Source organism: Streptomyces sp. NPDC003077 (assembly GCF_040611095.1).
Taxonomy (GTDB): Bacteria; Actinomycetota; Actinomycetes; order Streptomycetales; family Streptomycetaceae; genus Streptomyces.
Map to the genome: position 1 here is coordinate 76,630 of NZ_JBEXNM010000020.1, position 23,154 is coordinate 99,783.

The window sequence follows — 23,154 nt, forward strand, 5'->3', positions numbered from 1 at the left end:
CCTTCAGGCCAGGCCGCCACCCCCAGCCCGTCCGGCGCTTGAGGACACCGTGACAGAAGCCGCAACGAACCGCAGTCGCGCTGCCCCAGGTGCGGCCGGGACCCACACCCTTCACACCGAGCCACCACCCCAGCCCGTCCGGCGCTTGAGGACGCAGTAACGGCAGCCACGACGAGCCGCAGTTGCGCTACCGCAGGTGTCGTCGGGACCCACACCCTTCACACCGAGCCACCACCCCAGCCCGTCCGGCGCTTGAGGACGCAGTAACGGCAGCCACGACGAGCCGCAGTTGCGCTACCGCAGGTGTCGTCGGGACCCACACCCTTCACACCGAGCCACCACCCCAGCCCGTCCGGCGCTTGAGGACACGGTGACAGGAGCGGCAACGAGCCGCAGCCGGGCACACCCGGGCTCCGGGGGCCGGGCCGCCGTTTCCAGCCCGTCCGGCGTTTGAGGACACCCCGGCGAGCGCGGGTACGGGCTCATGGGCGGGCGGCGGGTGATCTTCGGTACCGGTGAACGCCGGGGGCGTTGTCATCAAGCGCCGGGCGGGCTGGATTGGGCGGGCCGCCGCCCACCGGCCGCCCCGGACGCGCTTGATCGGGCAGGGCCCGTACGGGCAGGGGCACCCGGCCCCCGCCCGTACGCACGCGGAGGTACGGCGTCACACGTAAGCGGCCCGCTCAGGCGCCCTTCACCGGCCGCCCCGCCAGCGCATCGAGATCGGCGCGGGTCAGACCGGTGAGGCGGGCGGCCTCGTCGGCGTCGACGGCGCCGCAGTCCAGGCCGCGCAGCAGGTAGCCGGCGAGCGCCTTGGCGCTGGCGGGCTCGTCGGCCACGTCGCCGGCGGTCTTGGCGACGTAGGCGGCCAGCCGCGCGGCGGCCGACTCCAGGCCCTCGCGGTAGAAGGCGTAGACGGCGGCGTACCGGGTGGGCAGGTGGCCCGGGTGCATGTCCCAGCCCTGGTAGTAGGCGCGGGCCAGCGAGCGGCGGACGAGCCCGTGGTGCAGCCGCCAGGCGTCGTGCACCTGGGCGGTCGGGCCGATCGGCAGGACGTTGGTGGAACCGTCGGAGAGCCGGACGCCGGTGCCGGCGGCGGCGACCTGCATGACGGCCTTGGCGTGGTCGGCCACCGGGTGGTCCAGGGACTGGTGGGCGGCGCTGACGCCGCAGGAGGCGCTGTAGTCGAAGGTGCCGTAGTGCAGGGAGGTGGCCCGGCCCTCGGCGGCCTCGATCATGCGGGCGACGGTGGCCCGGCCGTCTGCGCCCAGGATGGACTGGGTGGTCTCGATCTGGATCTCGAACCCGATCCGGCCGGCCTCCAGACCGCGCGCCTTCTCGAACGCCTCCAGCAGCCGCACCATCGCGGTGACCTGCTCCGCGTAGGTGACCTTGGGCAGCGTCAGCACCAGCCCGTCGGGCAGGCCGCCGGCCTCCATCAGGCCGGTGAGGAAGACGTCCAGGGTGCGGATGCCGCGGTCGCGGACGGCGGCCTCCATGCACTTCATGCGGATGCCCATGTACGGGGCGGCGGTGCCGTCCTTGTAGGCGGCGGCGATCACGGCGGCGGCGCGGGCCGCGGCCTCGTCCTCCTCGGCGTCGGAGCGCGCCCCGTAGCCGTCCTCGAAGTCGACGCGCAGGTCCTCGACGGGCTCGCGCTCCAGCTTGGCGCGCACCCGCTCGTAGACGGGGCCGGCGAGCTCGTCCGGGATGCCGAGGACGGACGCGAGCGCGCCGGCGTCGGGGGCGTGCTCGTCCAGGGCGGCCAGCGCCTGGTCGCCCCAGGAGCGGACGGTGTCGGCGGCGAAGACGTCGCCGGGGACGTAGACCGTGTGCACGGGCTGACGGGTGCCGGGGTCGCCCGGGTAGCGGCGCGCCAGCTCCGCGTCCACCTCCGCGAGGCCGGCCCCGATCTCCTCGCGTACCGTGGCCGCGAGGCTCGTCGCCACCGTCTCGTGCTGACCCATTCGACACCCTCCCTGGGATCACGCCCGTATCGCGGGCACTTTCTGCTTCGCGGAACCAAGAAACTTTCCGCTTCACGGAATCAACAATCCGCATAGCGAAGCTAGTCCGGTCGAGTTCGCAGGTCAACACCCGTCCGGAGCGGGGTCTCCCCCCGGACGACCGCAACGCTCCCCGAGAACGCCCGGTCAAGCGGTCCGGACGCCCCGGCGGGGCCCTCTCAGTAGGCGTCACCGCGTGTCACCAATTCCGGTGGGTTTCCGACCATCCGGCGTACCGGCACGGCCGGCCCTCCCTACCATCGCCAGCGCGTACGAGAAGAGATCACCGACGCGGACGATCGAGGCGGCAGGGGGCTGCGTGGCCACGGACTTCGGGGACGAACTACGGCGCCTCCGGCGGGAGAAGGGGGTGTCACTCTCCGCGCTCTCCCGTCTGGCGCACTACAGCAAGGGGTACCTGAGCAAGATCGAGAACGGCGAGAAGCCCCCGTCGGCCGAGGTCGCCCGCATCTGCGACCAGGCGCTGGAGGCGGGCGGCGCGCTGGTCCGGCTCGTCGCCGCGCGCGCCCCGGGCGACGACTGCCCCTACCGGGGGCTGGCCGCGTACGCCCCCGAGGACGCCCGCTGGTTCTTCGGCCGCGAGCGCGCCACCGCCACGTTGGTCGGCCGGCTCGCCGAGCGCCTGGAGAGCGGCAGCGGCCCGCTCGTCGTCGCGGCGCCGTCCGGAGCCGGCAAGTCCTCCCTCCTGAAGGCCGGGCTGCTGCCCGCGCTGGGATCCGGCGCGCTGCCCGGCTCCCGCCACTGGCCCGCCCGCGTCCTGACGCCGGGCGCCCGCCCGTTGACGGTCCTGGCGGAGGCGTTGACGGGGCTGTCGGACGCGCCGGAGGCGGCCGACCCGCCGGGGCGGCCGGACCGTCCCGGGCCCTCGGACGGCGCGCGGCGGCCCCGGCCCCCGGGACCCCGGAGTGGGCACCCCAACGACGAGCCGGGACGCGCCACGGCCACGAGCGGCGAAGTCCCGCCCGTCCCCGCCACTCCCCAGACGGACGAAGCCCCGCCCGCCCCTTCTCCGTCGGCATCCCGCGAAGACGCCCAAGTGCCCCCGCACGCCGTCCGCTCCACCGGTCGGCAGCCCCCCGAGCAGCCCCCTCCCGCTCCCCTGGCCCCGCCCCCGCCCACCCCGCGCCAACGCGAGGCCGAGCGGCTGGCCGCCGACCTGGCCGAGACGCCCGGCCGCTGCGCCGCCGCCGTCCGCACGGCGCTCGGCTCGCGCGCCCGACTGGTGCTGGTGGTGGACCAGTTCGAGGAGGTCTTCACCGTCTGCGAGGACGCCCGGGAGCGGCGCGCCTTCATCGGGGCGCTGTGCGCCGCCGCCCGGCGCGCCCCGTGCGCCGTCGTCATCGGCGTACGGGCCGACTTCTACGGCCAGTGCATCGACCACCCCGCGCTCGTCCCGGCGCTCTCGGACGGCGTCTTCGCCCTCCAGCCCATGGCCCTGCCGGAGCTGCGGGCGGCGATCACCCGGCCCGCCCAGGAAGCGGCCCTGGAACTGGAACCCGGCCTGGAGGAACTGCTCCTGGCCGACCTGGGCATCCGCGAGGGCGGTGAGCCGGTCGGCGGCGCGCTGCCGCTGCTCGCCCACGCCCTGCTCGCCACCTGGCAGCAGCGCCAGGGCCGCACCCTGACCGTCGCCGGCTACCGCCTCACCGGCGGGCTGCACGGCGCCGTCGCCACCACCGCCGAACGCGTCCACGACCGGCTGGACCCGGCCGAGCAGGACACCGCCCGCCAAGTGCTGCTGAGGCTCGTCCAGATCGGCGAGATCGCGGGCGAGACGCGCCGCCGCGTCCCCTACGACCGCCTCCTGGAGCACCTGCCCGACCCCGAGAAGACCTCCGCCATCATCGACGTCTTCGTCCGCGCCCGGCTGCTCACCCGGGACGCGGACACCGTCGAGATCGCCCACGAGGCACTGCTGCACGCCTGGCCCCGGCTGCGCGGCTGGATCCGCGCGGACCGCGCCGGACTGCTGATCCACCAGCGGCTCTCGGAGGCGGCCGGCGCCTGGAAGCGGGAGGGGCGGGAGGCGGCCGGGCTCTACCGGGGCACACGGCTGGCGGTGGCCCGCGAATGGGCCGGGCAGCAGGGGCACCGGGCCGGACTGAGCCCCCTGGAGGAGGAGTTCCTGCGCGCCTCGCAGGACCGGGAGGAGGCCGCGGCGCGCGCCGAACGCCGCCAGGCCCGGCGCCGCCGCAGGGTGGCCGGCGTGCTGGCGGTGCTGCTGGTGCTGGCGCTGGCGGCCGGGGTGCTGGCGGTCCAGCAGTGGCACACCGCCGTGAACGAACGGCGGGACGCGCTCTCCAGCGAACTCGCCGCCCGCTCCGCCCAGGTGGCGGACGGCCAGCCCGAGGCCGCCATACTGCTCGCCGCCGAGTCCTACCGCCTGCGCCGCACGGCGGCGTCCCGCAGCGCGCTGCTCAGCACTCAGGCGCAGCCGTTCGCCGGGCGCCTGACGGGCCACCGGGAGCCGGTCAACGCCGTGGACTTCGCGCCGGACGGGCGGCTGCTGGCCAGCGGCAGTTCGGACGGCACGGTGCGCCTGTGGGACGCGGAGACCCGGCACCCCGCCTCCCCGGCCGTGCTGCCCGCCGGTCCCGGGCGCGTCCGCGGCGTCGACTTCAGCCCCGACGGCCGCCTCCTGGCCGCGGGCACCTCGCAGGGCGTCGCCCGGATCTGGCGCCCCGGCCGGACCGCTCCCGTGGCCGTCCTCCCCGGCAACGGCGCGGGCGGGACGGTGGCGTTCGCCCCGCCGCGGGCGGTGCCGCACCTGCTCGGGGGACGAGCGCCCGGCCCGGGCCCGGCATCCCCGGACCGTGCGATCCCGGACACCTTCCGGGCCGAGCCGCGCACCGCGCGGGACACGGGGACGGCCCACAGGACGGGGCCCGCGGCCCGGCCGGCGCCCGCGCCGGGTGCGCCTGCCGTACACGCCGAGCTGACCGCCGGTCGTGCCGGGACGCCTGCCGGGCGCGCCGAACCGGCCACCCACCAGGCCGGTTCTCCGTCCGATCAGGCCGATTCTCCGTCCGGGCACGCCGACTTGGCCGCCGATCACACCGGCCCGCCCGTTGGCCACACCGGTCCGCCCCTCGGCCACGCCGGTTCGCCTGCCGGTCTCGCCGGGACGCCCTGGCCCGTTCCGGCCGACGGTCCGGCGGCTGGTGACCGCTCGCCCTCCTACCGCCCCCTGCTCGCCGTGAGCGGAGCCGGGGGCAGTGTGCGGGTGTGGGACGTGGAACGGCGGCGGGTGGTGGGGACGTTTGCCGGGCGGGGCGGGGGCGACACCGGGCAGGTCGCGTTCAGTCCGGACGGGCGGCTGCTGGCGCGGGGGGACGCCAACGGGCGGGTCCGGGTGTGGCGCACGACGGACGGCGCGGTGGTGGCGGACCTGACCGGGCACGGCGACGCCACCGTCATCGTGGCCTTCAGTCCGGACAGCCGGCTGCTGGCGGCGGGGGGCGCGGACCGGGCGGTGACGCTGTACTCCACGTACGAGATGAACCACGCCCCGGGCCGGGCTCCCGGCAGCGCGGAACGCCGTTCCCCCACCGTGCTCCCCCTGGCCACCCTCACCGGCCACAGCGACGACATCAACTCCCTGGCCTTCGCGCCCGACGGCCACACCCTGGCCTCCGCCGGCGGGGACGGCACCGCGCGCCTGTGGGAGGTCGCCACCCACCGCCCCGTCGCGACGTTCAGCGGGCACAGCGACTACGTGCTCGCGGTCGCCTTCACGCCCGACGGCCGGCGGCTGGCGACCGGCAGCTTCGACCGGACGATCGCGCTGTGGAACCCGGCCGGTTCCGCCCTGACCGCCCGCCCCGTCTCCGGCCGTTCCGCCGTCGCGTACGCGCCCGGCGGCCGGACGCTGGCCGCCGCCGGCGTGGACGGCTCGGTCCGCTTCTGGGACACGGAGAGCCGGGCCGAGCTGGGCCCGCCGCTGCGCGTCCACGGGGCGGTGCGCGGCCTGGCCTTCGGCCCGGGCGGCCGGACGCTCGTCACCGCGGGCTCCGACCGGACCGTCGACGTGTGGGACGTCGCGCGCCGTAAGCGGATGGGGGTGCTGCGCGGGCACCGGGGCGCGGTGTTCGCGGTGGCCGTCTCGCCCGACGGGCGGCAGGCGGCGAGCGCGAGCGACGACCGGACCGTACGGCTGTGGGACCTGACCCGGCGGCGCCAGTCGGCCGTTCTGCCGGGCCACGACGACTTCGTCAACGCGGTGGCGTTCAGCCCGGACGGGAAGGTGCTGGCGAGCGCGGGCGACGACCGCACGGTGCGCCTGTGGGACGTGGTGCGCCACCGCCCGCTCGCGGTGCTGCGCGGCCATACGGGAGCGGTGTGGGGGGTGGCGTTCGGTCCGGACGGCCGCACCATCGCCACCGCGGGCAACGACCGGACGGTGCGCCTGTGGGACACGCGCACCCGGAAGTGCACGGGTGTGCTGCACGGCCACGCGGGCTCGGTGCGCGGCGTCGTCTTCGCGCCCCGCGGGCCGCTGCTGGCCACGGTCGGGTTCGACCACACCGTGCGGGTCTGGGACGCGGAGCGGCGCGCCCCCGTGGCCACGCTGTCCGGTCACACCGACGTGGTGTGGTCGGTGGCCTTCGCGCCGGACGGCCGGACGCTGGCCAGCACCGGCGCGGACGGCGCGGTGCGGCTGTGGGACCTGGACGCCGACCACGTCGCCGCCCGCATCTGCCCGCTGGTCGGGCAGATCGGCCCGGCCCGCTGGCACGAACTGCTCCCCGACGTGGGCTACCGGCCGTCCTGCCGGTCCACGTCCGGGGGCCCGCTGCGACCGACCTGACGGAGCCCGGATCGTCCTCCCGACCACACGCCGACGCCCCGCACGCGAGCACGTGCGGGGCGTCGGTGGTGTCGGTGGTGTCCTGACCCGGTGGCTCAGCCCTTGCGGGTCTTGACCTCTTCGGTGAGGGCCGGGACGACCTCGAACAGGTCGCCGACCACGCCGTAGTCGACCAGGTCGAAGATCGGCGCCTCGGCGTCCTTGTTGATGGCGACGATGGTCTTCGAGGTCTGCATACCGGCGCGGTGCTGGATCGCGCCGGAGATCCCCGCCGCGATGTAGAGCTGCGGCGAGACCGATTTGCCGGTCTGGCCGACCTGGTTGGTGTGCGGGTACCAGCCGGCGTCCACGGCGGCGCGGGAGGCGCCGACCGCGGCGCCCAGCGAGTCCGCCAGCGCCTCGACGATCGCGAAGTTCTCGGCGCCGTTGACGCCGCGGCCACCGGAGACCACGATCGCGGCCTCGGTCAGCTCCGGGCGGCCGGTCGACTCGCGCGGCGTGCGCGAGACGATCTTGGTGCCCTTGGAGGCGTCGGCGATCGTCACCGCGAGCTGCTCGACCGTGCCGGCGGCCGGGGCGGCCTCGGGCGCGGCGGAGTTGGGCTTGACGGTGATGACCGGGGTGCCCTTGGTGACGCGGGACTTGGTGGTGAAGGACGCCGCGAAGACGGACTGGGTGGCCACCGGTCCCTCGTCGCCGGCCTCCAGGTCGACGGCGTCGGTGATGATGCCGGAGCCGACACGGACCGCGAGGCGGGCCGCGATCTCCTTGCCCTCGGCGGAGGACGGCAGCAGCACGGCGGCCGGGGAGACGGCCTCGTACGCGGCCTGGAGGGCGTCGACCTTCGGCGCGACCAGGTACTCGGTGAACTCCGGGGCGTCGGCGGCCAGGACCTTCACCGCGCCGTGCTCGGCGAGGACGGGGGCGGCGGTGTCCACGCCGGCGCCGAGGTGGACGGCGACCGGCTCGCCGATCCGGCGGGCGAGGGTGAGCAGTTCGAGGGTGGGCTTGCGGACGGCGCCGTCCACGTGGTCGACGTAGACAAGGACTTCAGCCATGGGATCGCTCTCCTGCGGAAAAATGACGGCGGTGGGAATGCTCGGGCGAGTCGGCGGGCCCGGGGTCGGTGTCCGGCCCGCTCGACGGGCCGGGACCGGCGGGTGGCCCGTCCTGCGGACTCAGATGAACTTCTGGCCCGCGAGGAACTCGGCGAGCTGCTTGGCGCCCTCGCCCTCGTCCTTGACGACGGTGCCGGCCGTACGGGCCGGGCGCTCGGTCGCGTCGTCGACCTTCGTCCAGGCGCCGTCGAGGCCGACCTCGTCCGCGTCGATGTCCAGGTCGTCCAGGTCCAGCGTCTCCACCGGCTTCTTCTTGGCGGCCATGATGCCCTTGAAGGACGGGTAACGGGCCTCGCCGGACTGGTCGGTCACCGAGATCACGGCCGGCAGCGACGCCTCAAGCTGCTCGCTGGCGGTGTCGCCGTCACGGCGGCCCTTGACGACGCCGTCCTCGACGGAGACCTCGGAGAGCAGGGTGGCCTGCGGTACGCCCAGCCGCTCGGCGAGCAGCGCGGGCAGCACACCCATGGAGCCGTCGGTGGAGGCCATGCCGCACACGACCAGGTCGTAGCCGGTGTGCTCGATGGCCTTGGCGAGCACCAGGGAGGTGCCCAGCGCGTCGGTGCCGTGCAGGTCGTCGTCCTCGACGTGGACGGCCTTGTCGGCGCCCATGGACAGCGCCTTGCGCAGCGCGTCGGTGGCGTCCTCGGGGCCGACGGTCAGGACCGTGATCTCGGCGTCGTCGGCCGCTTCCTTGATCTGCAGGGCCTGCTCGACCGCGTACTCGTCGAGCTCCGAGAGCAGGCCGTCCACGTCGTCGCGGTCGACGGTCAGGTCCTCGGCGAAGTGCCGGTCGCCGGTGGCGTCGGGCACGTACTTCACACAGACAACGATCCTCAGGCTCACGCCGGCTCTCCTACCTGCTTCGTCTCTTGCGAACTGCCGTCCGTCGGCGGCAACTGCCTTGTGGGGGCAGCATAGGCGCCCGTCGGGTCGGCTCCCGGGCGGATGCGTTCCCCGCGACCGACCGGAATATTACTCGTCAGTACACCCATGACCTTCCCCGGAAGCAAGGTCGCCGAACTGTGACCTTGCCAACGGCCCGGATCACCGGCCGACCGCCCCGGCCTGCGTGGGAGCCCGTTCCCGGCCGGGTTCGCCTTACGGAGCCGACGCCCCGCGGCGCGCTGGACGCCGCAGGGCGGGAGAGTCGAAGGAACGTTCAGTCGCGCAGGGCGGTGAAACCTCCCTGGTGGTAGAGGAGCGGACGGCCCTCCTCCGGAAGGTCGCCGACCACCGCGCGGCCCAGCACGATCCGGTGGTCACCGGCCGGCACACGGGCCACCACCGCGCACACCAGCCACGCCAGGACGCCGTCCAGCACCGGCACCCCGTGCGGCCCCGTGCGCCACGAGGTGGGCGCGGCGAACCGGTCGGCGCCGCTGCGCGCGAAGGTGGCGGCCAGTTCCCGCTGGTGCTCGGCCAATATGTGCACGCCGACGTGGGTGGCCTCGGAGACCGCGGGCCAACTGGAGGCGCCCGTACTGATGCCGAAGGAGAGGAGCGGCGGTTCGGCGGCGACGGAGGTGAGGGAGGTGGCGGTGAAGCCGACCGGCCGCGGGCCGGGCGCGGTGATCACGGCGACGCCCGCGGCGTGCCGCCGGAAGACGGAGCGCAGCAGGTCGGAACCGGCGAGCCGGGGGGTGCCGAGGCCGGAGGAGGGAACCGCCGTGGAAAGGTCGGAGGGGACCGTCATGGAGTTGTCCTTCTGCGTGGGGAACGAGCCGGAGCGGGGCGGCCGGCGGCCGGGGCCCGCGTCACCGTGGCGTCGTTCGCGCGAAGGGCGGCTGCCGCGGTGACGGCGGGGCCCAGGGGCCCGGCCGTACTGCTGTCGTCGGTGCTCATTCGCCCGGACAGCACGCGCTCGCGGTGCGCGCGAAGTCCACATGGGCGCGTCCGTACAGAAGGATTCCTGGTCCAGGGCGCATTGCGTCAGCCTGACGAGACCGGGTGGGCCGGGTCAAGGGCGGTCCGGCAACTGGGAGATCAATCACGGACGGCCGCCCCCAGCGCCGCGATGACGTCCACCTTCCGGGGCATCCCGGCCGCCCGGCGCACGACCGTGCCGTCCGCGTCGAGCACCAGGACCGTCGGGGTGCGCGCGATCCGCAGGTCCCGTACGAGGTCGAGGTGCGCCTCGGCGTCGATCTCCAGGTGGGTCACGCCGTCCACCATGTCCGCGACCTCCGCGAGGGTGCGGCGGGTGGCCCGGCAGGGCTGGCAGAAGGCGGTGGAGAACTGCACCAGGGTCGCTCGCGGCCCGAGCTGTCCGGCGGCGGCCTCGGCGAGGCGGGTCGCGGTGCCCCCCGGCCCGGGTTCACCCGGCCCGGGTTCACTCGGCCCCACCGGTCGCGGTGGTCGGCCGTCGTCCGCTCGCGCGTCGTCTCGCCGTGTCGCGTCCTCGTCGCCGCGCACCGTTCGCCTTCCTCGTCCTGGCGCGTCCGGAAGGGGCGCGCCGCCGCCGTTCTGTGTCGTCCGCAGGGTGCCTGATGGCCCGTGGGGCGGTCCTGCCCCCGCGTATCCAGCCTGTCCGGCGTTTGAGGGCGCCCTGGGGAGTGCGGGGGTGGGCTCGTGGGCGGGTGATCTTTTGGTGCCGGTGAACGCCGGGGGCGTTGTCCTCAAACGCCGGACGGGCTGGATTTTGCCGGGTCGCCGCCCATAACGCGCGCGGGGGTGCGTTGATTCCCGGGGACGTTCGGAGGCGGTCCGGGGGATGTTGCCGGGCCGCCGCCCATGGCGCCCACGGGTGCGTTGGTCCCCTGGCCGTACGGACGCGGTTCGGTGCGGGCTCAGGGGCGGGTGGCGGGTGATCTTCGGTGCCGGTGAACGCCGGAGGCGTTGTCCTCAAACGCCGGACGGGCTGGATTTTGCCGGGTCGCCGCCCATAACGCGCGCGGGGGTGCGTTGATTCCCGGGGACGTCCGGATACGGTCCGGGGGATGTTGCCGGGTCGCCGCCCATGGCGCCCACAGGTGCGTTGGTCCCCTGGCCGTACGGACGCGGTTCGGGGGCAGGTGTGCGGGCTCAGGGGCGGGTGGCGGGTGATCTTCGGTGCCGGTGAACGCCGGGGGCGTTGTCCTCAAACGCCGGACGGGCTTGATGTGGCGGGTCGCCGCCCATAACGCGCGCGGGGGTGCGTTGATTCCCGGGGACGTTCGGACACGGTCCGGGGGATATTGCCGGGCCGCCGCCCACAGCGCTCACGGGAGACGTTGACTCCCCAAAACGTTCGGACACGGCCCGGGCGCAGGAGAACCGGCGTGAACGCCGCGGACCCCGGCCGCCCGGGCCGTACCCGGGCCAGGGAAGATGTCCGGGAACACGTGGAGTGTGCCCGGGCGTGCGGGGCAGGGGTGGTGTTGAGGGGTGACGTGATGAGAATCTCCCGGCCAGGGCGTCCCTCTCGGTGGCCCCCGGGCCTCCGATCGGGCACGATCTCCCGAAAGCCGCATAACCTACGGCTGCGTAACTTTCCGGCCGGGAGAACCCTCCCCAGGCAGAGAAAAGGGGTTCCCCCGACATGGCAGAACTGGTCTACCCGCCCGTCATCGGCGCCGTGCGCGCCGCCTTCAAGGCGTTGGACCTGAAGTTCGACATCGCCGGAGCCGACAACATTCCCCGCAAGGGCGGCGCGGTGCTGGTGAGCAACCACATCGGCTACCTGGACTTCATCTTCTGCGGCCTGGCGGCGCGGCCCGCCAAGCGGTTGGTGCGCTTCATGGCGAAGGAGTCGGTGTTCCGGCACAAGGTGTCCGGGCCGCTGATGCGCGCGATGAAGCACATTCCGGTGGACCGGACCCAGGGCGTGCACGCGTACCGGCACGCCCTGAGCGCGCTGCGTTCCGGCGAGATCATCGGCGTCTTCCCGGAGGCGACGATCTCCGAGTCGTTCACGCTCAAGACCTTCAAGTCGGGTGCGGCGCGGCTGGCGCAGGAGGCGGGCGTGCCGCTGCTGCCGATGGCGCTGTGGGGCACCCAGCGGCTGTGGACCAAGGGCCACAAGCGCGACCTGGGCCGCAACCACTTCCCGATCACGATCCGGGTGGGCGAGCCGATGGAGGCCGACCCGGACGAGCAGACGGAGAAGATCACCGACCGGCTGCGGACCCGCGTGCAGGAACTGCTGGAGGCCGCGCAGCGCGCGTACCCCGTGCGCCCCAAGGGCCCGGACGACACCTGGTGGGTCCCGGCCCACCTCGGCGGCACCGCACCGGCGCCGGGGACGCCCGCGTGAGAGAGGCGCCCGCCGAGCGGACGTGAGAGGGGGCGGGGTCGCGGCGTGGCCCCGCCCCCTCAGCGCGTCGCCTCGTCAGCGTCGGCGCGTCCCCTCGTCATCGCGTCAGCTCGTCGCGAACCACGGCTCGCCGACCTCGACCCGGGCGTCCGGGCAGGCCTTGCGCAGGTTTTCCGCCAGTTCCTCGGCGGCGGCGGTCAGGTCGGCGGGCGTCATCGGGGCCATCCGCTCCAGCAGGAACAGGGCGTTGACGGAGGTGTCGGTCAGGCGGGTGCGGACGCCCTGGCGCCAGTTCCAGCGGCGGCAGGTGACGCCCCGGTCGTCGCACCAGACCACCTCGCCGGGCTCGGGGTGCTCCACGACCTCCTCGCCGCCCGCGGCGGTCTCGAACGGTTCGTCGCCCTGGGCGCGCAGCAGCCGCATCGAGCCCTGGATGCGGTCCAGGTCCTCGCCGCCCACGGGGATGAGGTGCGCGACGCTGATCGCGTTGTAGAGGTCCACCAGGCGGTTGATGCGGGGCAGCCCGCCGTCCGCGAGGGCGCGCTTGGCCAGCGCCTCGGCGGAGTTGCGGGTGCGGGAGGGCTTGGTGCCGAAGGCGGTGTACGCGGCGCGCCAGGCGGCGATGTGCGGGTCGTCCTGGAGGGCGCCGCCGTCCAGCCGCTCGGCGAGGCGGCGGGCCGCCGCGTCCAGGAGGTCGGAACCGGCCTGGTCACTGGGTCCGTTGGTCAGTCCGTACGCCTCGACGGCGATGTAGCCGAAGCCGGGCGCGAGGGCGCGGACGTCATCGGAGATGTGCAAGGTGAAGGTCATCGCGGCGTGCCTCGGGTCGGTGGGTGGTGGACGGCCGATGCCACGGGGTCGTGTGTCGCCGCGTGGCCGGAGGCCGCGCGACGGCCTCGCCCAGGCATTGGAGCACGACCCGGCGCGGTTCAGCAAACACGACTACTCAGTGCAGTGCAGTGGACTACCGTCCGCCCCGGGCCCCACACACCACCGCCCGGCCGGGGAGCACCCCGGCCGGGCGGTCGGCACACGCGAGAAGGGACCGTTACCGGCCCAGCTCCTCCCGCAGGGCCTTCAGGAAGCCGTCCACGTCCTCCTCCGTCGTGTCGAAGGAGCACATCCAGCGCACGTCGCCGGCGGCCTCGTCCCAGAAGTAGAAGCGGTAGCGCTTCTGCAGCCGCTCGCTGACGTCGTGCGGGAGCCGCGCGAAGACCGCATTGGCCTGCACAGGGTGCAGGATCTCCACGCCGTCGATCTCGCGGACGCCGGCGGCCAGCCGCTGGGCCATGGTGTTGGCGTGCCGGGCGTTGCGCAGCCACAGGTCCTTGGCCAGCAGCGCTTCGAACTGCACCGAGACGAACCGCATCTTGGACGCCAGCTGCATGGACAGCTTGCGCAGGTGCTTCATGGCCCGCACGGCGTCGGGGTTGAGCACCACCACGGCCTCGCCGAACACCGCGCCGTTCTTCGTCCCGCCCAGGGAGACGATGTCCACCCCGGCCGCGTTGGTGAACGCCCGCATCGGCACGTCCAGCGACGCCGCCGCGTTGGCGAGCCGGGCCCCGTCCAGGTGCACCCACATGCCCCGGTCATGGGCGTGCTCGCACAGCGCGCGGATCTCGTCGGGCGTGTAGACGGTGCCCAGCTCGGTGTTCTGGGCGATCGAGACGACCTGCGGCATGGCGCGGTGCTCGTCGTCCCAGCCGTACGCCTGCCGGTCGATCAGCTCGGGGGTGAGCTTGCCGTCCTCGGTCGGCACGGTGAGCAGCTTCAGGCCGCCCACCCGCTCGGGCGCGCCGCACTCGTCGACGTGAATGTGCGCGGTGTCGGCGGATATCACCGCTCCCCAGCGGTCGGTCACGGCTTGGAGGGCCACCACGTTGGCGCCGGTCCCGTTGAAGACCGGGAACGCCTCGGCGCGCTGGCCGAAGTGGCTGCGGATGACGCGCTGGAGGTGCTCGGTGTAGGCGTCCTCGCCGTAGGCGATCTGGTGGCCGCCGTTGGCGAGCGCCAGCGCCGCCAGCACCTCCGGGTGCGCGCCCGCGTAGTTGTCGCTGGCGAAGCCGCGCACCTGGGGGTCGTGGTGACGCTTGGCGTCCGTCTTGTCCGTGCTCACGGCTCGGGAGTCAGCCACAGGCGCTGTCCATTCACTTCTCCGGCGGGCCGGTCCCAGACGCCCGTGATGGCCGTGGCCAGTTCCGTCACGTCCGTGAAGCCCGCGAACTTGGCTTTCGGTCGTTCGGCGCGCATCTGGTCGTTGACGAGCGCCTTCACGACCAGGATCGCAGCCGCGGCCCGCGGCCCGGACTCCCCTCCGGCCTTGCGGAACGCGTCCCCCAGGGCCAGGGTCCACGCCTCGGCGGCCGACTTGGCGGCGGCGTAGGCGGCGTTCCCGGCCGTCGGCTTGCTCGCGCCCGCGGCGCTGACCAGGACGAAACGGCCGTTGCCGGAGCGCTCCAGGGGGGCCTGGAAGGCCAGCGAGGTGTGCTGAAGGGTGCGGACGAGCAGTTTGTCCAGGAGGTCCCAGTCGGCGAGGTCGGTCTCGGCGAAGGACGCCGAGCCGCGCCAGCCGCCCACCAGGTGGACCAGGCCGTCGATGCGCCCGTACTCCTTCTCCGTCCGGCTCGCCCACTCCCGGGTCGCCGCGAGGTCGAGCAGGTCGACCGTGTCGCCGGTGACGGTGGCGCCGCCGTGCGCGTAGCGGGCCGCGTCCACCGCCTCGGCCAGCCGCGCCGCGTCGGCGTCCGCGCCGACCACGACGGCTCCGGCCTCGGCCAGCCGCAGCAGCACCGCGCGCCCGGCCGGTCCGGCGGCGCCGGCCACCGCGACGACGGCGCCCTCCAGCGGCCCCTGGCCGCCCTGGGAAGTAGTCATGTGTGCCTCCTCGTCCTCCCGGACGTCTGCGTCCGGGTCCGTTCGGCGTGCCCCGTCCCCGGGAGCCCGGCCGCGGGCCCCGGGTCCTGACGGGCGGTGCGCCCGTCAGTCTCCCGGACGGTCCCGCTTCCGGTCTCCCCCGCGGTCCTCACGCCGTGGCCAGGGCCCCTGGGGCCTCGTCGCGGGCGGTGATGCCCTTGGTGGAGGCGATCACCGTCTTGAGCTTCTTGGCGAGCGCCTCGTAGAACATGCTCAGCGGGAACTCGTCCGGCAGCACCTCGTCCACCAGCTTGCGCGGCGGCAGGGACAGGTCCAGGGCATCGGGGCCCTTGGCCCACACCGAGCCGGGGTGTGGGGCGAGGTAGGTGGAGACGAGCTCGTACGCGGCGAACCAGTGGACGAGCTTGGGCCGGTCGATGCCCTCGCGGTACAGCCGCTCGATCTCGCCGCAGAGCTGGTTGGTGACCTGGGGGGCGCGTTCCCAGTCGATGCGCAGGGTGTTGTCCGTCCAGCGCACCACGTCGTGCTGGTGGAGGTAGGCGAAGAGCAACTGGCCGCCCAGGCCGTCGTAGTTGCGCACCCGGTCGCCGGTGACGGGGAAGCGGAACATCCGGTCGAAGATCACCGCGTACTGCACGTCACGCGCCTGCCGGACGCCCTCGGCCTCCAGCTTCACCGCCTCCTTGAAGGCGGTGAGGTCGCAGCGCAGCTCCTCCAGGCCGTACATCCAGAACGGCTGCCGCTGCTTGATCATGAAGGGGTCGAAGGGCAGGTCACCGTGGCTGTGGGTGCGGTCGTGGACCATGTCCCACAGGACGAACGCCTCCTGGCAGCGCTGCTGGTCGGCGAGCATGTCCCGGATGTCGCCGGGGAGTTCGACGCCCAGCACCTCGACGGCGGCCTCGCTGACCCGGCGGAACCGCGCGGCCTCCCGGTCGCAGAAGATCGCGCCCCAGGTGAAGCGGTCGGGCGCCTCGCGGACGGCGATGGTCTCCGGGAAGAGGACCGCGGAGTTGGTGTCGTAGCCGGCGGTGAAGTCCTCGAAGGTGATGCCGCAGAAGAGCGGGTTGTCGTAGCGGGTGCGCTCCAGCTCGGCCAGCCAGTCCGGCCACACCATGCGCAGCACGACCGCCTCGAAGTTGCGGTCGGGGTTGCCGTTCTGGGTGTACATCGGGAAGACGACGAGGTGCTGGAGGCCGTCGGCGCGCTGCCGGGCGGGCTGGAAGGCGAGCAGCGAGTCGAGGAAGTCGGGCACCTGGAAGCCGCCGTCGGCCCACCGGCGCAGGTCGGCCACCAGGGCCCGGTGGTAGGCCGCGTTGTGCGGCAGCAGCGGCGCCAGTTCCTCGATGGCGCCGATCGCGCGCTCCACCTCGCGGCGGACCGCGCCGCCGTCGGGCGCGCCGTCCACGTCGAAGTCGATCGAGCCGTCCTTGGTCTGCCAGGGCCGGATGGTCTCGATCGCGTCCTTCAGTACGGGCCACGCCGGGTGCGCGACCACACGTTCCGCGGTCGCGGTGCCCCTGTGGGCATCCACAGGCGAAAGAATTTCCGTCATGACTACCCTCCGGCAGGAGATCGTGTGGTGGGCACACGGTAACCAGCGGAGATCAGCGCCCTCAAGGGGCCCAGGCGAAAATCTTTCTGTCAATCCCCGACATCGGCGAACATTTTTCCTGTCAGTCGCGCCGTATTCGTCATTTCCTGGCCAACGCGGCGGGAAATCGGAGCGACCGCGAGGGGGCGCCGGACGGGCCCGCGCGTATCGGGCGCACCCGTGCGGACGGCCCCCGCGGCGGCCCCCGCCGCCCGCCGGTCGAGCGTCCGTATGGTTCCGGCCGAAGCGCCGTCCGAGGTCCGCTGGGTAAGGGGTCCCGGCCATTAGGCTGTGCGCCGTTTCGTGCGGCCACCGTCGGCTCCGAGAGCGCCGGCGGCCGGCGCGAGCCGACGACCACAGCCGACGACAGAAGCGAGGCAGCCTTGTCCTTCCTCACCATCGGACACCGCGGGCTCATGGGCGTGGAACCGGAGAACACCCTGCGCTCGTTCGTACGCGCCGAACGCGAGGGCGTCGACGTCATCGAGCTGGACCTGCACCTGAGCAAGGACGGCGCGCTCGTGGTGATGCACGACGCGGACGTGGACCGGACGACCGACGGCACCGGCCCGATCGCCGACCGGACCCTGGCCGAACTGCGCGAACTGGACGCGGGCCAGGGCGAACGCATCCCCGTCTTCGAAGAGGTGGCCGACGCGGTACAGGCCCCCCTCCAGGCCGAGATCAAGGACGTGGCGGCGGCGCGGGCGCTGGCGGAGGTGGTGCGCACCCGCGACCTGACCGGCCGCGTGGACGTCATCTCCTTCCACGACGAGGCGCTGGCCGCGATCGGCAAGCTGCTGCCGGGCGTGCCGACGGCGCTGGTCGCCGAGCGCTACGGCACCGACGTGGTGGAACGGGCGCGGGCCGTCGGCGCCGGCGCCCTCTCCCTGAACCTGCGCCGCCTCACCCTGGAACTGGTGGAACGCGCCCACGCCGCGGGCCTGAAGGTCTGGGGCTGGACCGTCAACACGCACGACCACCTCCGGCTCGCCCGCGGGCTGGGGCTGGACGGCGCGGTGACGGACTTCCCGGAGATCCGGCGGGCGGTGCGGTTCACGGCGTGAGGGGCAGGGGTGCGGGGACGCGGTCGGGGGCCCGCGCGGGCCGCGCGGCCTGCGGGCTTCCCGGCCGTCCCGGTCGTCTTGGATGCGCTCTCGGCCGCCCCGGTCGCGTGGGGTGGCTCCCGGCCGCCCCGGTCACCTTGGGTGGCTCCCGACCGCCCCGGCCATTCCGGCTTCGCTCCCGACCGCCCCGAGCGTTCCGACGTCGTTCCCGACCGCCCCGAGCGTTCCGACGTCGTTCCCGACCGCCCCGGCCGTCGGCTACGCCGCGGCGATGGCCTTCGTCAGCAGTTCGAACTCCAGGTCGTCGCGGCGCGGCACGCCGAACCGCTCGTCCCCGTACGGGAAGGGGCTCATCTTGCCGGTCCGCGTGTAGCCGCGGCGCTCGTAGTAGGCGATGAGCTCGTCCCGCTGCCTGATCACCGTCATGTGCATCTCGCGGACCCCCCACGTGGCGCGCGCGGTCCGCTCCGCCTCGGCCAGCATCACCTTGCCCAGGCCGCCGCCCTGGAGGGCGGGCCGCACGGCGAACATCCCGAAGTACGCGTGGTCGCCCCGGTGCTCCAGGTGGCAGCAGGCTATGAGGACGCCGTCCCGCTCGGCGATCAGCAGCAGGCTGTTCGGGTCGCCGACGACGGCCGCCACGCCCTCCGGGTCGGTGCGCTGCCCGTCCAGCAGGTCCGCCTCGGTCGTCCAGCCGACCCGGCTCGCCTCTCCGCGGTAGGCGCTCTCGACGAGCTCCACCAGACCGGGAATGTCGTCCTTGGTGGCGGCGCGGAAGGTCAGCTCGGTGGTGGACATGGCGGACGGGGTCCTCTCCGGAAGGGCGGGGCGGTGGCAGGCCGCCGAACGCGGCCCGGGAAGGGAGGCTAACAAGCCCGGCCCCTCGCGCCCCATCGGTGGCCGGCCGGTCCCCCGGCGCCCCGGGGTGCCTCGGCGTAGGGTCCCCGCATGGTGCATGTACTGAGCAGCAGGGTCCTGGTACGGCCGCGCGACCCCGAGCGGTCCCGCGCGTTCTACGGGGAAGCGCTGGGCCTGGAGATCTACCGGGAGTTCGGGACCGGTCCCGGGCGCGGCACGGTGTACTTCCTCGGCGGCGGCTTCCTGGAGGTCTCCGGCCGCGCCGACGTGCCGCCGACCGCCACGCTGGAGCTGTGGCTCCAGGTCGCGGACGTCGCCCGGGCGCACGAGGAGCTGGCGGCGCACGGCGTCCGGGTGCTGCGCCCGCCGGTCAAGGAGCCGTGGGGCCTGATCGAGATGTGGATCGCCGATCCGGACGGTCACCGGATCGTTCTCACCGAGGTCCCCGCCGAACATCCGCTGCGGTACCGGCCGGGGATCTGAGCGGAGGGTTCCGGGGGGAGCGGCGGCGCGTCCCCGGTATCTCCGAGACGGTGCCGGTCGCGCTTTCTGCGGGGCGGGAGCGGGCTGCTCCCTTGAGGGGCCGTGCCGGGCGCAGGTCGTTGCTCGGGGACGGCCTCGGGCACGGGCCGTTCCCCTGTGAGGCGGTGCCGGCTGTCCCTTCCTTACGCGTCCCGTTTCCCCCTTGCACCGTTCCCCCTCCCCCATTGCCGCGGTGCCCCGCGTGCAGAGGCCCCGCGCGCCGGGCATCCTCCAGGCGTACGGAATCGCCCGTGCGCCGTCCCCATGGGTCGGAACGCACGGCCGCGTGGATCGCGCGGCTCCGTACGGACCCCTGACGGCTCCTGCGCGCGCACCGGCCGGCGGCCGTACCGCCGTAGAGATCCGTACGGCGCTCTTGGGAGGTGCTCCGTGCACGGACCGCCGTGGGTCGGCTGGGCGCTGGTGGTGCTGTGCGCGGGGGCGGGCGCGTACTGCCTGTCGCGGGCGCGGACGGGGACGACCGGGCAGCGCCGCGAGGCGCGCGGCGAGGCGCTGATGGGGCTCGGGATGGCCGTGATGGCGGCGCCCGGTTCCGCGTCGTCCCTGCCCGCGTGGTCGTCCTGGGTGTACGCGGTGGTCTTCGGGGCGGCGGGGCTGTGGGCGGTGGCGCGGCGGCACGCGCATCACGCGGTGGGCGCGGCGGCCATGGTCTACATGACCCTGGCGATGGCCCACCCGGCGGCCGGAGGCGCGGAACACGCGCACTCCTCCCCGGCCGCACCGGGCGGAGCGCCCGCGCTGACCGGTCTGCTGCTCGCGTACTACGCGGTGTTCGCGGTGGTGGCGGGGGTGCGGCTGGTGCCCGTTCGGGACGGTGCGGCGGTCGGCTGCGCGCCGGAGCCGAAACGGGGACGGGGACGGGGTGGTGTGCGCATGGCAGCGTACGAAGGCGGGCGCCGCGCCCGTCCCGAGGTGGTGGGGGCGTGCCGGGTGGCGATGGGCATCGGCATGTTCGCGATGCTGCTGACGCTGTGAGGGGAGGCGGCGGCCGGAGGCCCGGCGGGCCACCGGAGAGAGCGCGACACCAGCCGATGGCCCGAGGAGAGCGCGCGCCGACCGGCGCCCGGCGCTCCCGCCGTCCGGCGGTGGTGTATATCACTTCCGGTGCGGATTCCCCCTACGGGTGACGGTGCGCTCATAGGCTGACGCCCATGATGGTCCCCTTCGCGCTGATCACGCTCGGCGTGCTGGCCGCGGCCATGGCGCCGCGCCTGATGGCCCGCGCCCAGTGGCCCGACCGTGAACCGGTACTCGGTCTGTGGGTCTGGCAGTGCGTGGTGGCCGGTGTCCTGCTGTGCTGTGTGCTCGCCATGTCGCTGAGCGCCGCCGCCGCGTGGGACACGGTGCGCGGGCACCTCTTCGAGGGCGCGCCCAACGCCGTCGTCGACGCGTACGCGCTGACCGCCTACGAGCCGTGGGCCGGGCCGGTGGCCGTGGTGCTGGCCTGCGGCGGCGTGTGGACGGCCGGGATGCTGGTCCGCGAGGTCCACGGCGCGCGGGTCCGTCGCCGCCGACGGCGCGCGGACCTGCTGCGGCGCTCGCCGCGGCTGCCCGGCGAGGAGCGTTCCGGCGACCGGCTGGTCGTCCTGGAAGGGGACCGCCCCCAAGCCTGGTGGCTGCCCGGGCCGTCCCCCCAACTGGTCGTCACCACCGCGGCGTTGCGGCGGCTGAACGGCCGTCAGCTCGACGCGCTGATCGCGCACGAGCAGGGCCACGCGCGGGCCCGGCACGACCTCCTGCTGCACTGCGCGTCCGCGCTCGCCGCCGGTTTCCCGCAGGTCCCGGTCTTCGCGGCGTTCCGCGACCAGGTGCACCGGCTGGTGGAGCTGGCGGCGGACGACGCGGCCTCCCGCCGCTTCGGCCGGCTGGCGATCGCCCTCGCCCTGGTCGAACTCAACGAGGACAGCGGCGTCTTCGGCCCGTGCCCGACGACGTCCGCGCAGGTGCCGCAGCGGGTGCACCGCCTCCTGGAACCGGCACCCCGCCTGACGCCCGGCCGACGGCTGCGGATGACGGCGGTGGCGGCGCTGGTGCCGGTGGTGCCGCTGCTGGTGACGTTCGGTCCGGGGCTGAACGCGCTGACCTGACCCGGCCCACCGCGCCCCTCCCGCTCCACGCCGCCCGGGCTTCGCCCGTATCCCGTTCGCGGCATGGCCCGGGGCAGGGACGTCGACGAGGATCGGGGGATGGCACCGACGTCGCGCCCCTCCCCCCGTCCCGGCCCGGCCGACCGCCCCGGCCGCCTCGCGCCCGGTCCGGGCCCGTCCCCCGGCTCCTCCGGCCCGTTACGCGCGCCCCGTTCACCGCGTGCCTCGGGTGCTCCACGCCCGGGACGCATGCGAGGAGCCGGGCGGCCCTCAGGGGCGCGAGGCGGCCCGCTCGTCGCCGGCGGGGTGTGCGCCGGGCTGGCCGGGCTGCTGCTGGTGCTGGTCGTGGCGAGGTGGGGGCCGCTGCTGGCGTGGGACCGGGCGGTGGCGGACGCCCTGCACCGCGCGGCCCTCGCCGCCCCCGGCTGGACGCGCGTGAACCGGCTGCTGTCGGACTGGGTGTGGGACCCGTGGACCCTGCGGACGCTGCTGGCCGTTGCCGTCGGGTGGCTGCTGTGGCGCGGCGAGCGACGGCTCGCCCTGTGGGTGGCGGGGACGGCGGCGGTCGGCACGGCGCTCCAGCAGACGATGAAGGCCATGGTGGGCCGGAATCGGCCGAGTTGGCCGGACCCGGTGGACACCGCCCAGTACGCCGCCTTCCCGTCCGGGCACGCGCTGACGGCCGCGGTCGCGGGCGGCCTCGTCCTGTGGCTGCTGCGGCTGCGCGGAGCGCCCCCGGCGTGGCGGCGGGGCGCCCTGGCCGTGACCGTGGTCTCCGTGGTCGGTGTCGGCTTCACGCGGGTGTTCCTGGGGGTGCACTGGCTCAGCGACGTGGTGGCCGGGTGGCTGCTGGGCGTGGCCCTGACGACGGCCGCGGTGTTCTTGTACGAGCGCGGGCGCCCGGCGGGAAGGGCGGCGACCGCGCGAAGGGCCCCGGACGCCGCAGGCTCGTCCGCCAGCGGCGCATCCACCAGCGGCTCGTCCGCCGCGAACGCGGACGACCGGGGCGCGGCGCCCGCCGAGTGCCCGCGGGACGACGGGGCCACCGCCCCCGGCCGCCCTCCCACCGGCCCGGCGCGCCACCGGCCCCGGCCCGGCGGCCCCCGCGAGAGCGGCCACCGCGAGAGCGGCCACCGTCTCCCCGCCTCCCGGACGCATGACGACCGCCGCCCGGGACAGGATGGCGGCATGACGACCAAGGGCGTGCTGTTCGACTTCTCCGGCACTCTGCTGCGGATCGAGAGTCCCGAATCCTGGCTGCGGGCGGCGCTGGCCGCCACCGGGACCGCCATGGACGACGCCGAGTTCGCGCTCCGCGCGCGCGAGCTGGCCCGCGCCGGGGCGCTCCCCGGCGGCTCCTCACCGGCCCGGATGCCCGGCGAACTGGCCGAGCTGTGGGAGAACCGGGACCGCTCCGCGGCCCGCCACCGCGAGCTGTACACCTCCCTGGCGCGCCAAGTCCCGCTGCCCGACGACGCGTTGTACGACGCGCTGTACGACCGGCACCTGTCGCCGGACGCCTGGACGCCGTACCCGGACACCGTCGAGGTGCTGAGCGCGCTGCGGCGGCGCGGCACGCGCGTCGGGGTGGTGAGCAACATCGGCTGGGATCTGCGGCCCCTCTTCCGGGCGCACGACCTGGACCGTTACGTCGACGCGTACGTCCTGTCCTTCGAGCACGGCATCCAGAAGCCCGACCCGAGGCTGTTCGAGATGGCGTGCCACAAACTCGGGCTCGCTCCGCACGAGGTCCTGATGGTGGGCGACGACCAGCGGGCCGACGGCGGGGCCACGGCGCTGGGCTGCGGTTTCCTCCTGGTCGACCCGCTGCCGGCCGGGGAACGGCCCGACGGGCTGCGCCCGGTGCTGGATCTGGTGACCTGACCGCCGCGCGGCGGTCCTCCCGAGGGGAACCCCGCCCGCCACTTGCCCGCGCCCGCGC

Annotated in this window: 17 protein-coding genes and 1 pseudogene; 8 read left to right on the forward strand and 10 right to left on the reverse strand. The window is 74.6% G+C overall.

The genetic code is table 11. The annotated features are described in order from the left end of the window. Positions 1-683: 683 nt before the first annotated feature. Complete coding sequence (locus ABZX96_RS16335) at positions 684-1,967, reverse strand: aldolase/citrate lyase family protein (protein ID WP_355544361.1); 1,284 nt, start codon at positions 1,965-1,967, stop codon at positions 684-686. A 358-nt stretch (positions 1,968-2,325) separates the two neighbouring features. Here ABZX96_RS16335 and ABZX96_RS16340 point away from each other — a divergent pair, with 358 nt between their 5' ends. After that, positions 2,326-6,834: a helix-turn-helix domain-containing protein gene (locus tag ABZX96_RS16340; protein ID WP_355544363.1), complete on the forward strand. Its 4,509-nt coding sequence runs from the start codon at positions 2,326-2,328 to the stop codon at positions 6,832-6,834. 95 nt (positions 6,835-6,929) lie between these two features. On the opposite strand, the gene ABZX96_RS16345 is transcribed toward ABZX96_RS16340, so the two are convergent. The 4 genes from ABZX96_RS16345 to ABZX96_RS16360 form a co-directional block, all read right to left on the reverse strand. Beyond that, positions 6,930-7,892 (reverse strand): electron transfer flavoprotein subunit alpha/FixB family protein, encoded by a 963-nt coding sequence (locus ABZX96_RS16345; RefSeq protein ID WP_355544366.1) that lies wholly within the window; start codon positions 7,890-7,892, stop codon positions 6,930-6,932. A 120-nt stretch (positions 7,893-8,012) separates the two neighbouring features. Further along, positions 8,013-8,798, reverse strand: coding sequence for an electron transfer flavoprotein subunit beta/FixA family protein (locus tag ABZX96_RS16350; RefSeq protein WP_355544369.1), 786 nt, complete (start codon positions 8,796-8,798; stop codon positions 8,013-8,015). Between the two features lie 316 nt (positions 8,799-9,114). Then, complete coding sequence (locus ABZX96_RS16355; protein ID WP_355544372.1) at positions 9,115-9,648, reverse strand: flavin reductase family protein; 534 nt, start codon at positions 9,646-9,648, stop codon at positions 9,115-9,117. A gap of 290 nt (positions 9,649-9,938) precedes the next feature. Beyond that, positions 9,939-10,367: a thioredoxin family protein gene (locus tag ABZX96_RS16360; RefSeq protein WP_355544375.1), complete on the reverse strand. Its 429-nt coding sequence runs from the start codon at positions 10,365-10,367 to the stop codon at positions 9,939-9,941. A 1,105-nt stretch (positions 10,368-11,472) separates the two neighbouring features. On the opposite strand from ABZX96_RS16360, the gene ABZX96_RS16365 reads away from it, so the two are divergent. Beyond that, positions 11,473-12,186 carry a lysophospholipid acyltransferase family protein gene (locus ABZX96_RS16365; RefSeq protein WP_355544378.1) on the forward strand — a complete coding sequence of 238 codons (714 nt, stop codon included), beginning with the start codon at positions 11,473-11,475 and terminating at the stop codon, positions 12,184-12,186. Between the two features lie 105 nt (positions 12,187-12,291). On the opposite strand, the gene ABZX96_RS16370 is transcribed toward ABZX96_RS16365, so the two are convergent. The 4 genes from ABZX96_RS16370 to ABZX96_RS16385 form a co-directional block, all read right to left on the reverse strand. After that, positions 12,292-12,996: a phenylalanine--tRNA ligase beta subunit-related protein gene (locus tag ABZX96_RS16370; RefSeq protein ID WP_355544381.1), complete on the reverse strand. Its 705-nt coding sequence runs from the start codon at positions 12,994-12,996 to the stop codon at positions 12,292-12,294. 238 nt (positions 12,997-13,234) lie between these two features. Next, positions 13,235-14,305, reverse strand: coding sequence for a low specificity L-threonine aldolase (locus tag ABZX96_RS16375; protein WP_355544476.1), 1,071 nt, complete (start codon positions 14,303-14,305; stop codon positions 13,235-13,237). Then, complete coding sequence (locus ABZX96_RS16380; protein ID WP_355544384.1) at positions 14,302-15,063, reverse strand: SDR family NAD(P)-dependent oxidoreductase; 762 nt, start codon at positions 15,061-15,063, stop codon at positions 14,302-14,304. The genes ABZX96_RS16375 and ABZX96_RS16380 overlap by 4 nt, the downstream gene beginning before the upstream one ends. A 148-nt stretch (positions 15,064-15,211) precedes the next feature. Further along, complete coding sequence (locus tag ABZX96_RS16385; RefSeq protein ID WP_355544387.1) at positions 15,212-16,618, reverse strand: DUF6421 family protein; 1,407 nt, start codon at positions 16,616-16,618, stop codon at positions 15,212-15,214. A 422-nt stretch (positions 16,619-17,040) separates the two neighbouring features. Between ABZX96_RS16385 and ABZX96_RS16390 the strand changes: the two genes are divergently transcribed. After that, positions 17,041-17,724 (forward strand): glycerophosphodiester phosphodiesterase family protein, encoded by a 684-nt coding sequence (locus ABZX96_RS16390; RefSeq protein ID WP_355544390.1) that lies wholly within the window; start codon positions 17,041-17,043, stop codon positions 17,722-17,724. 258 nt (positions 17,725-17,982) lie between these two features. On the opposite strand, the gene ABZX96_RS16395 is transcribed toward ABZX96_RS16390, so the two are convergent. Then, the gene (locus ABZX96_RS16395) at positions 17,983-18,522 is read right to left on the reverse strand and encodes a GNAT family N-acetyltransferase (RefSeq protein WP_355544393.1); all 540 of its coding nucleotides are present in this window, start codon (positions 18,520-18,522) and stop codon (positions 17,983-17,985) included. 150 nt (positions 18,523-18,672) lie between these two features. On the opposite strand from ABZX96_RS16395, the gene ABZX96_RS16400 reads away from it, so the two are divergent. The 5 genes and pseudogenes from ABZX96_RS16400 (at position 18,673) to ABZX96_RS16420 (ending at position 23,096) form a co-directional block, all read left to right on the forward strand. After that, positions 18,673-19,065 carry a VOC family protein gene (locus tag ABZX96_RS16400; RefSeq protein ID WP_355544396.1) on the forward strand — a complete coding sequence of 131 codons (393 nt, stop codon included), beginning with the start codon at positions 18,673-18,675 and terminating at the stop codon, positions 19,063-19,065. 429 nt (positions 19,066-19,494) lie between these two features. Further along, positions 19,495-20,100 (forward strand): DUF5134 domain-containing protein, encoded by a 606-nt coding sequence (locus ABZX96_RS16405; RefSeq protein WP_355544399.1) that lies wholly within the window; start codon positions 19,495-19,497, stop codon positions 20,098-20,100. A 176-nt stretch (positions 20,101-20,276) separates the two neighbouring features. Further along, positions 20,277-21,212 carry a M56 family metallopeptidase gene (locus tag ABZX96_RS16410; protein WP_355544402.1) on the forward strand — a complete coding sequence of 312 codons (936 nt, stop codon included), beginning with the start codon at positions 20,277-20,279 and terminating at the stop codon, positions 21,210-21,212. Between the two features lie 249 nt (positions 21,213-21,461). Next, a pseudogene (locus ABZX96_RS16415) lies at positions 21,462-22,088 on the forward strand (phosphatase PAP2 family protein); the annotation flags it as partial. A gap of 312 nt (positions 22,089-22,400) precedes the next feature. Further along, entirely contained in the window at positions 22,401-23,096 is a 696-nt protein-coding gene (locus tag ABZX96_RS16420) for an HAD-IA family hydrolase (protein WP_355544479.1), read from the forward strand. Positions 23,097-23,154 lie beyond the last annotated feature (58 nt).

Bases quoted from the DNA above. Each gene is read 5' to 3' on its own strand.
- ABZX96_RS16335 (WP_355544361.1), bottom strand. From the start codon at position 1,967: ATGGGTCAGCACGAGACGGTGGCGACGAGCCTCGCGGCCACGGTACGC.
- ABZX96_RS16345 (WP_355544366.1), bottom strand. From the start codon at position 7,892: ATGGCTGAAGTCCTTGTCTACGTCGACCACGTGGACGGCGCCGTCCGC.
- ABZX96_RS16355 (WP_355544372.1), bottom strand. From the start codon at position 9,648: ATGACGGTCCCCTCCGACCTTTCCACGGCGGTTCCCTCCTCCGGCCTC.
- ABZX96_RS16365 (WP_355544378.1), top strand. From the start codon at position 11,473: ATGGCAGAACTGGTCTACCCGCCCGTCATCGGCGCCGTGCGCGCCGCC.
- ABZX96_RS16370 (WP_355544381.1), bottom strand. From the start codon at position 12,996: ATGACCTTCACCTTGCACATCTCCGATGACGTCCGCGCCCTCGCGCCC.
- ABZX96_RS16380 (WP_355544384.1), bottom strand. From the start codon at position 15,063: ATGACTACTTCCCAGGGCGGCCAGGGGCCGCTGGAGGGCGCCGTCGTC.
- ABZX96_RS16385 (WP_355544387.1), bottom strand. From the start codon at position 16,618: ATGACGGAAATTCTTTCGCCTGTGGATGCCCACAGGGGCACCGCGACC.
- ABZX96_RS16395 (WP_355544393.1), bottom strand. From the start codon at position 18,522: ATGTCCACCACCGAGCTGACCTTCCGCGCCGCCACCAAGGACGACATT.
- ABZX96_RS16400 (WP_355544396.1), top strand. From the start codon at position 18,673: ATGGTGCATGTACTGAGCAGCAGGGTCCTGGTACGGCCGCGCGACCCC.
- ABZX96_RS16410 (WP_355544402.1), top strand. From the start codon at position 20,277: ATGATGGTCCCCTTCGCGCTGATCACGCTCGGCGTGCTGGCCGCGGCC.
- ABZX96_RS16420 (WP_355544479.1), top strand. From the start codon at position 22,401: ATGACGACCAAGGGCGTGCTGTTCGACTTCTCCGGCACTCTGCTGCGG.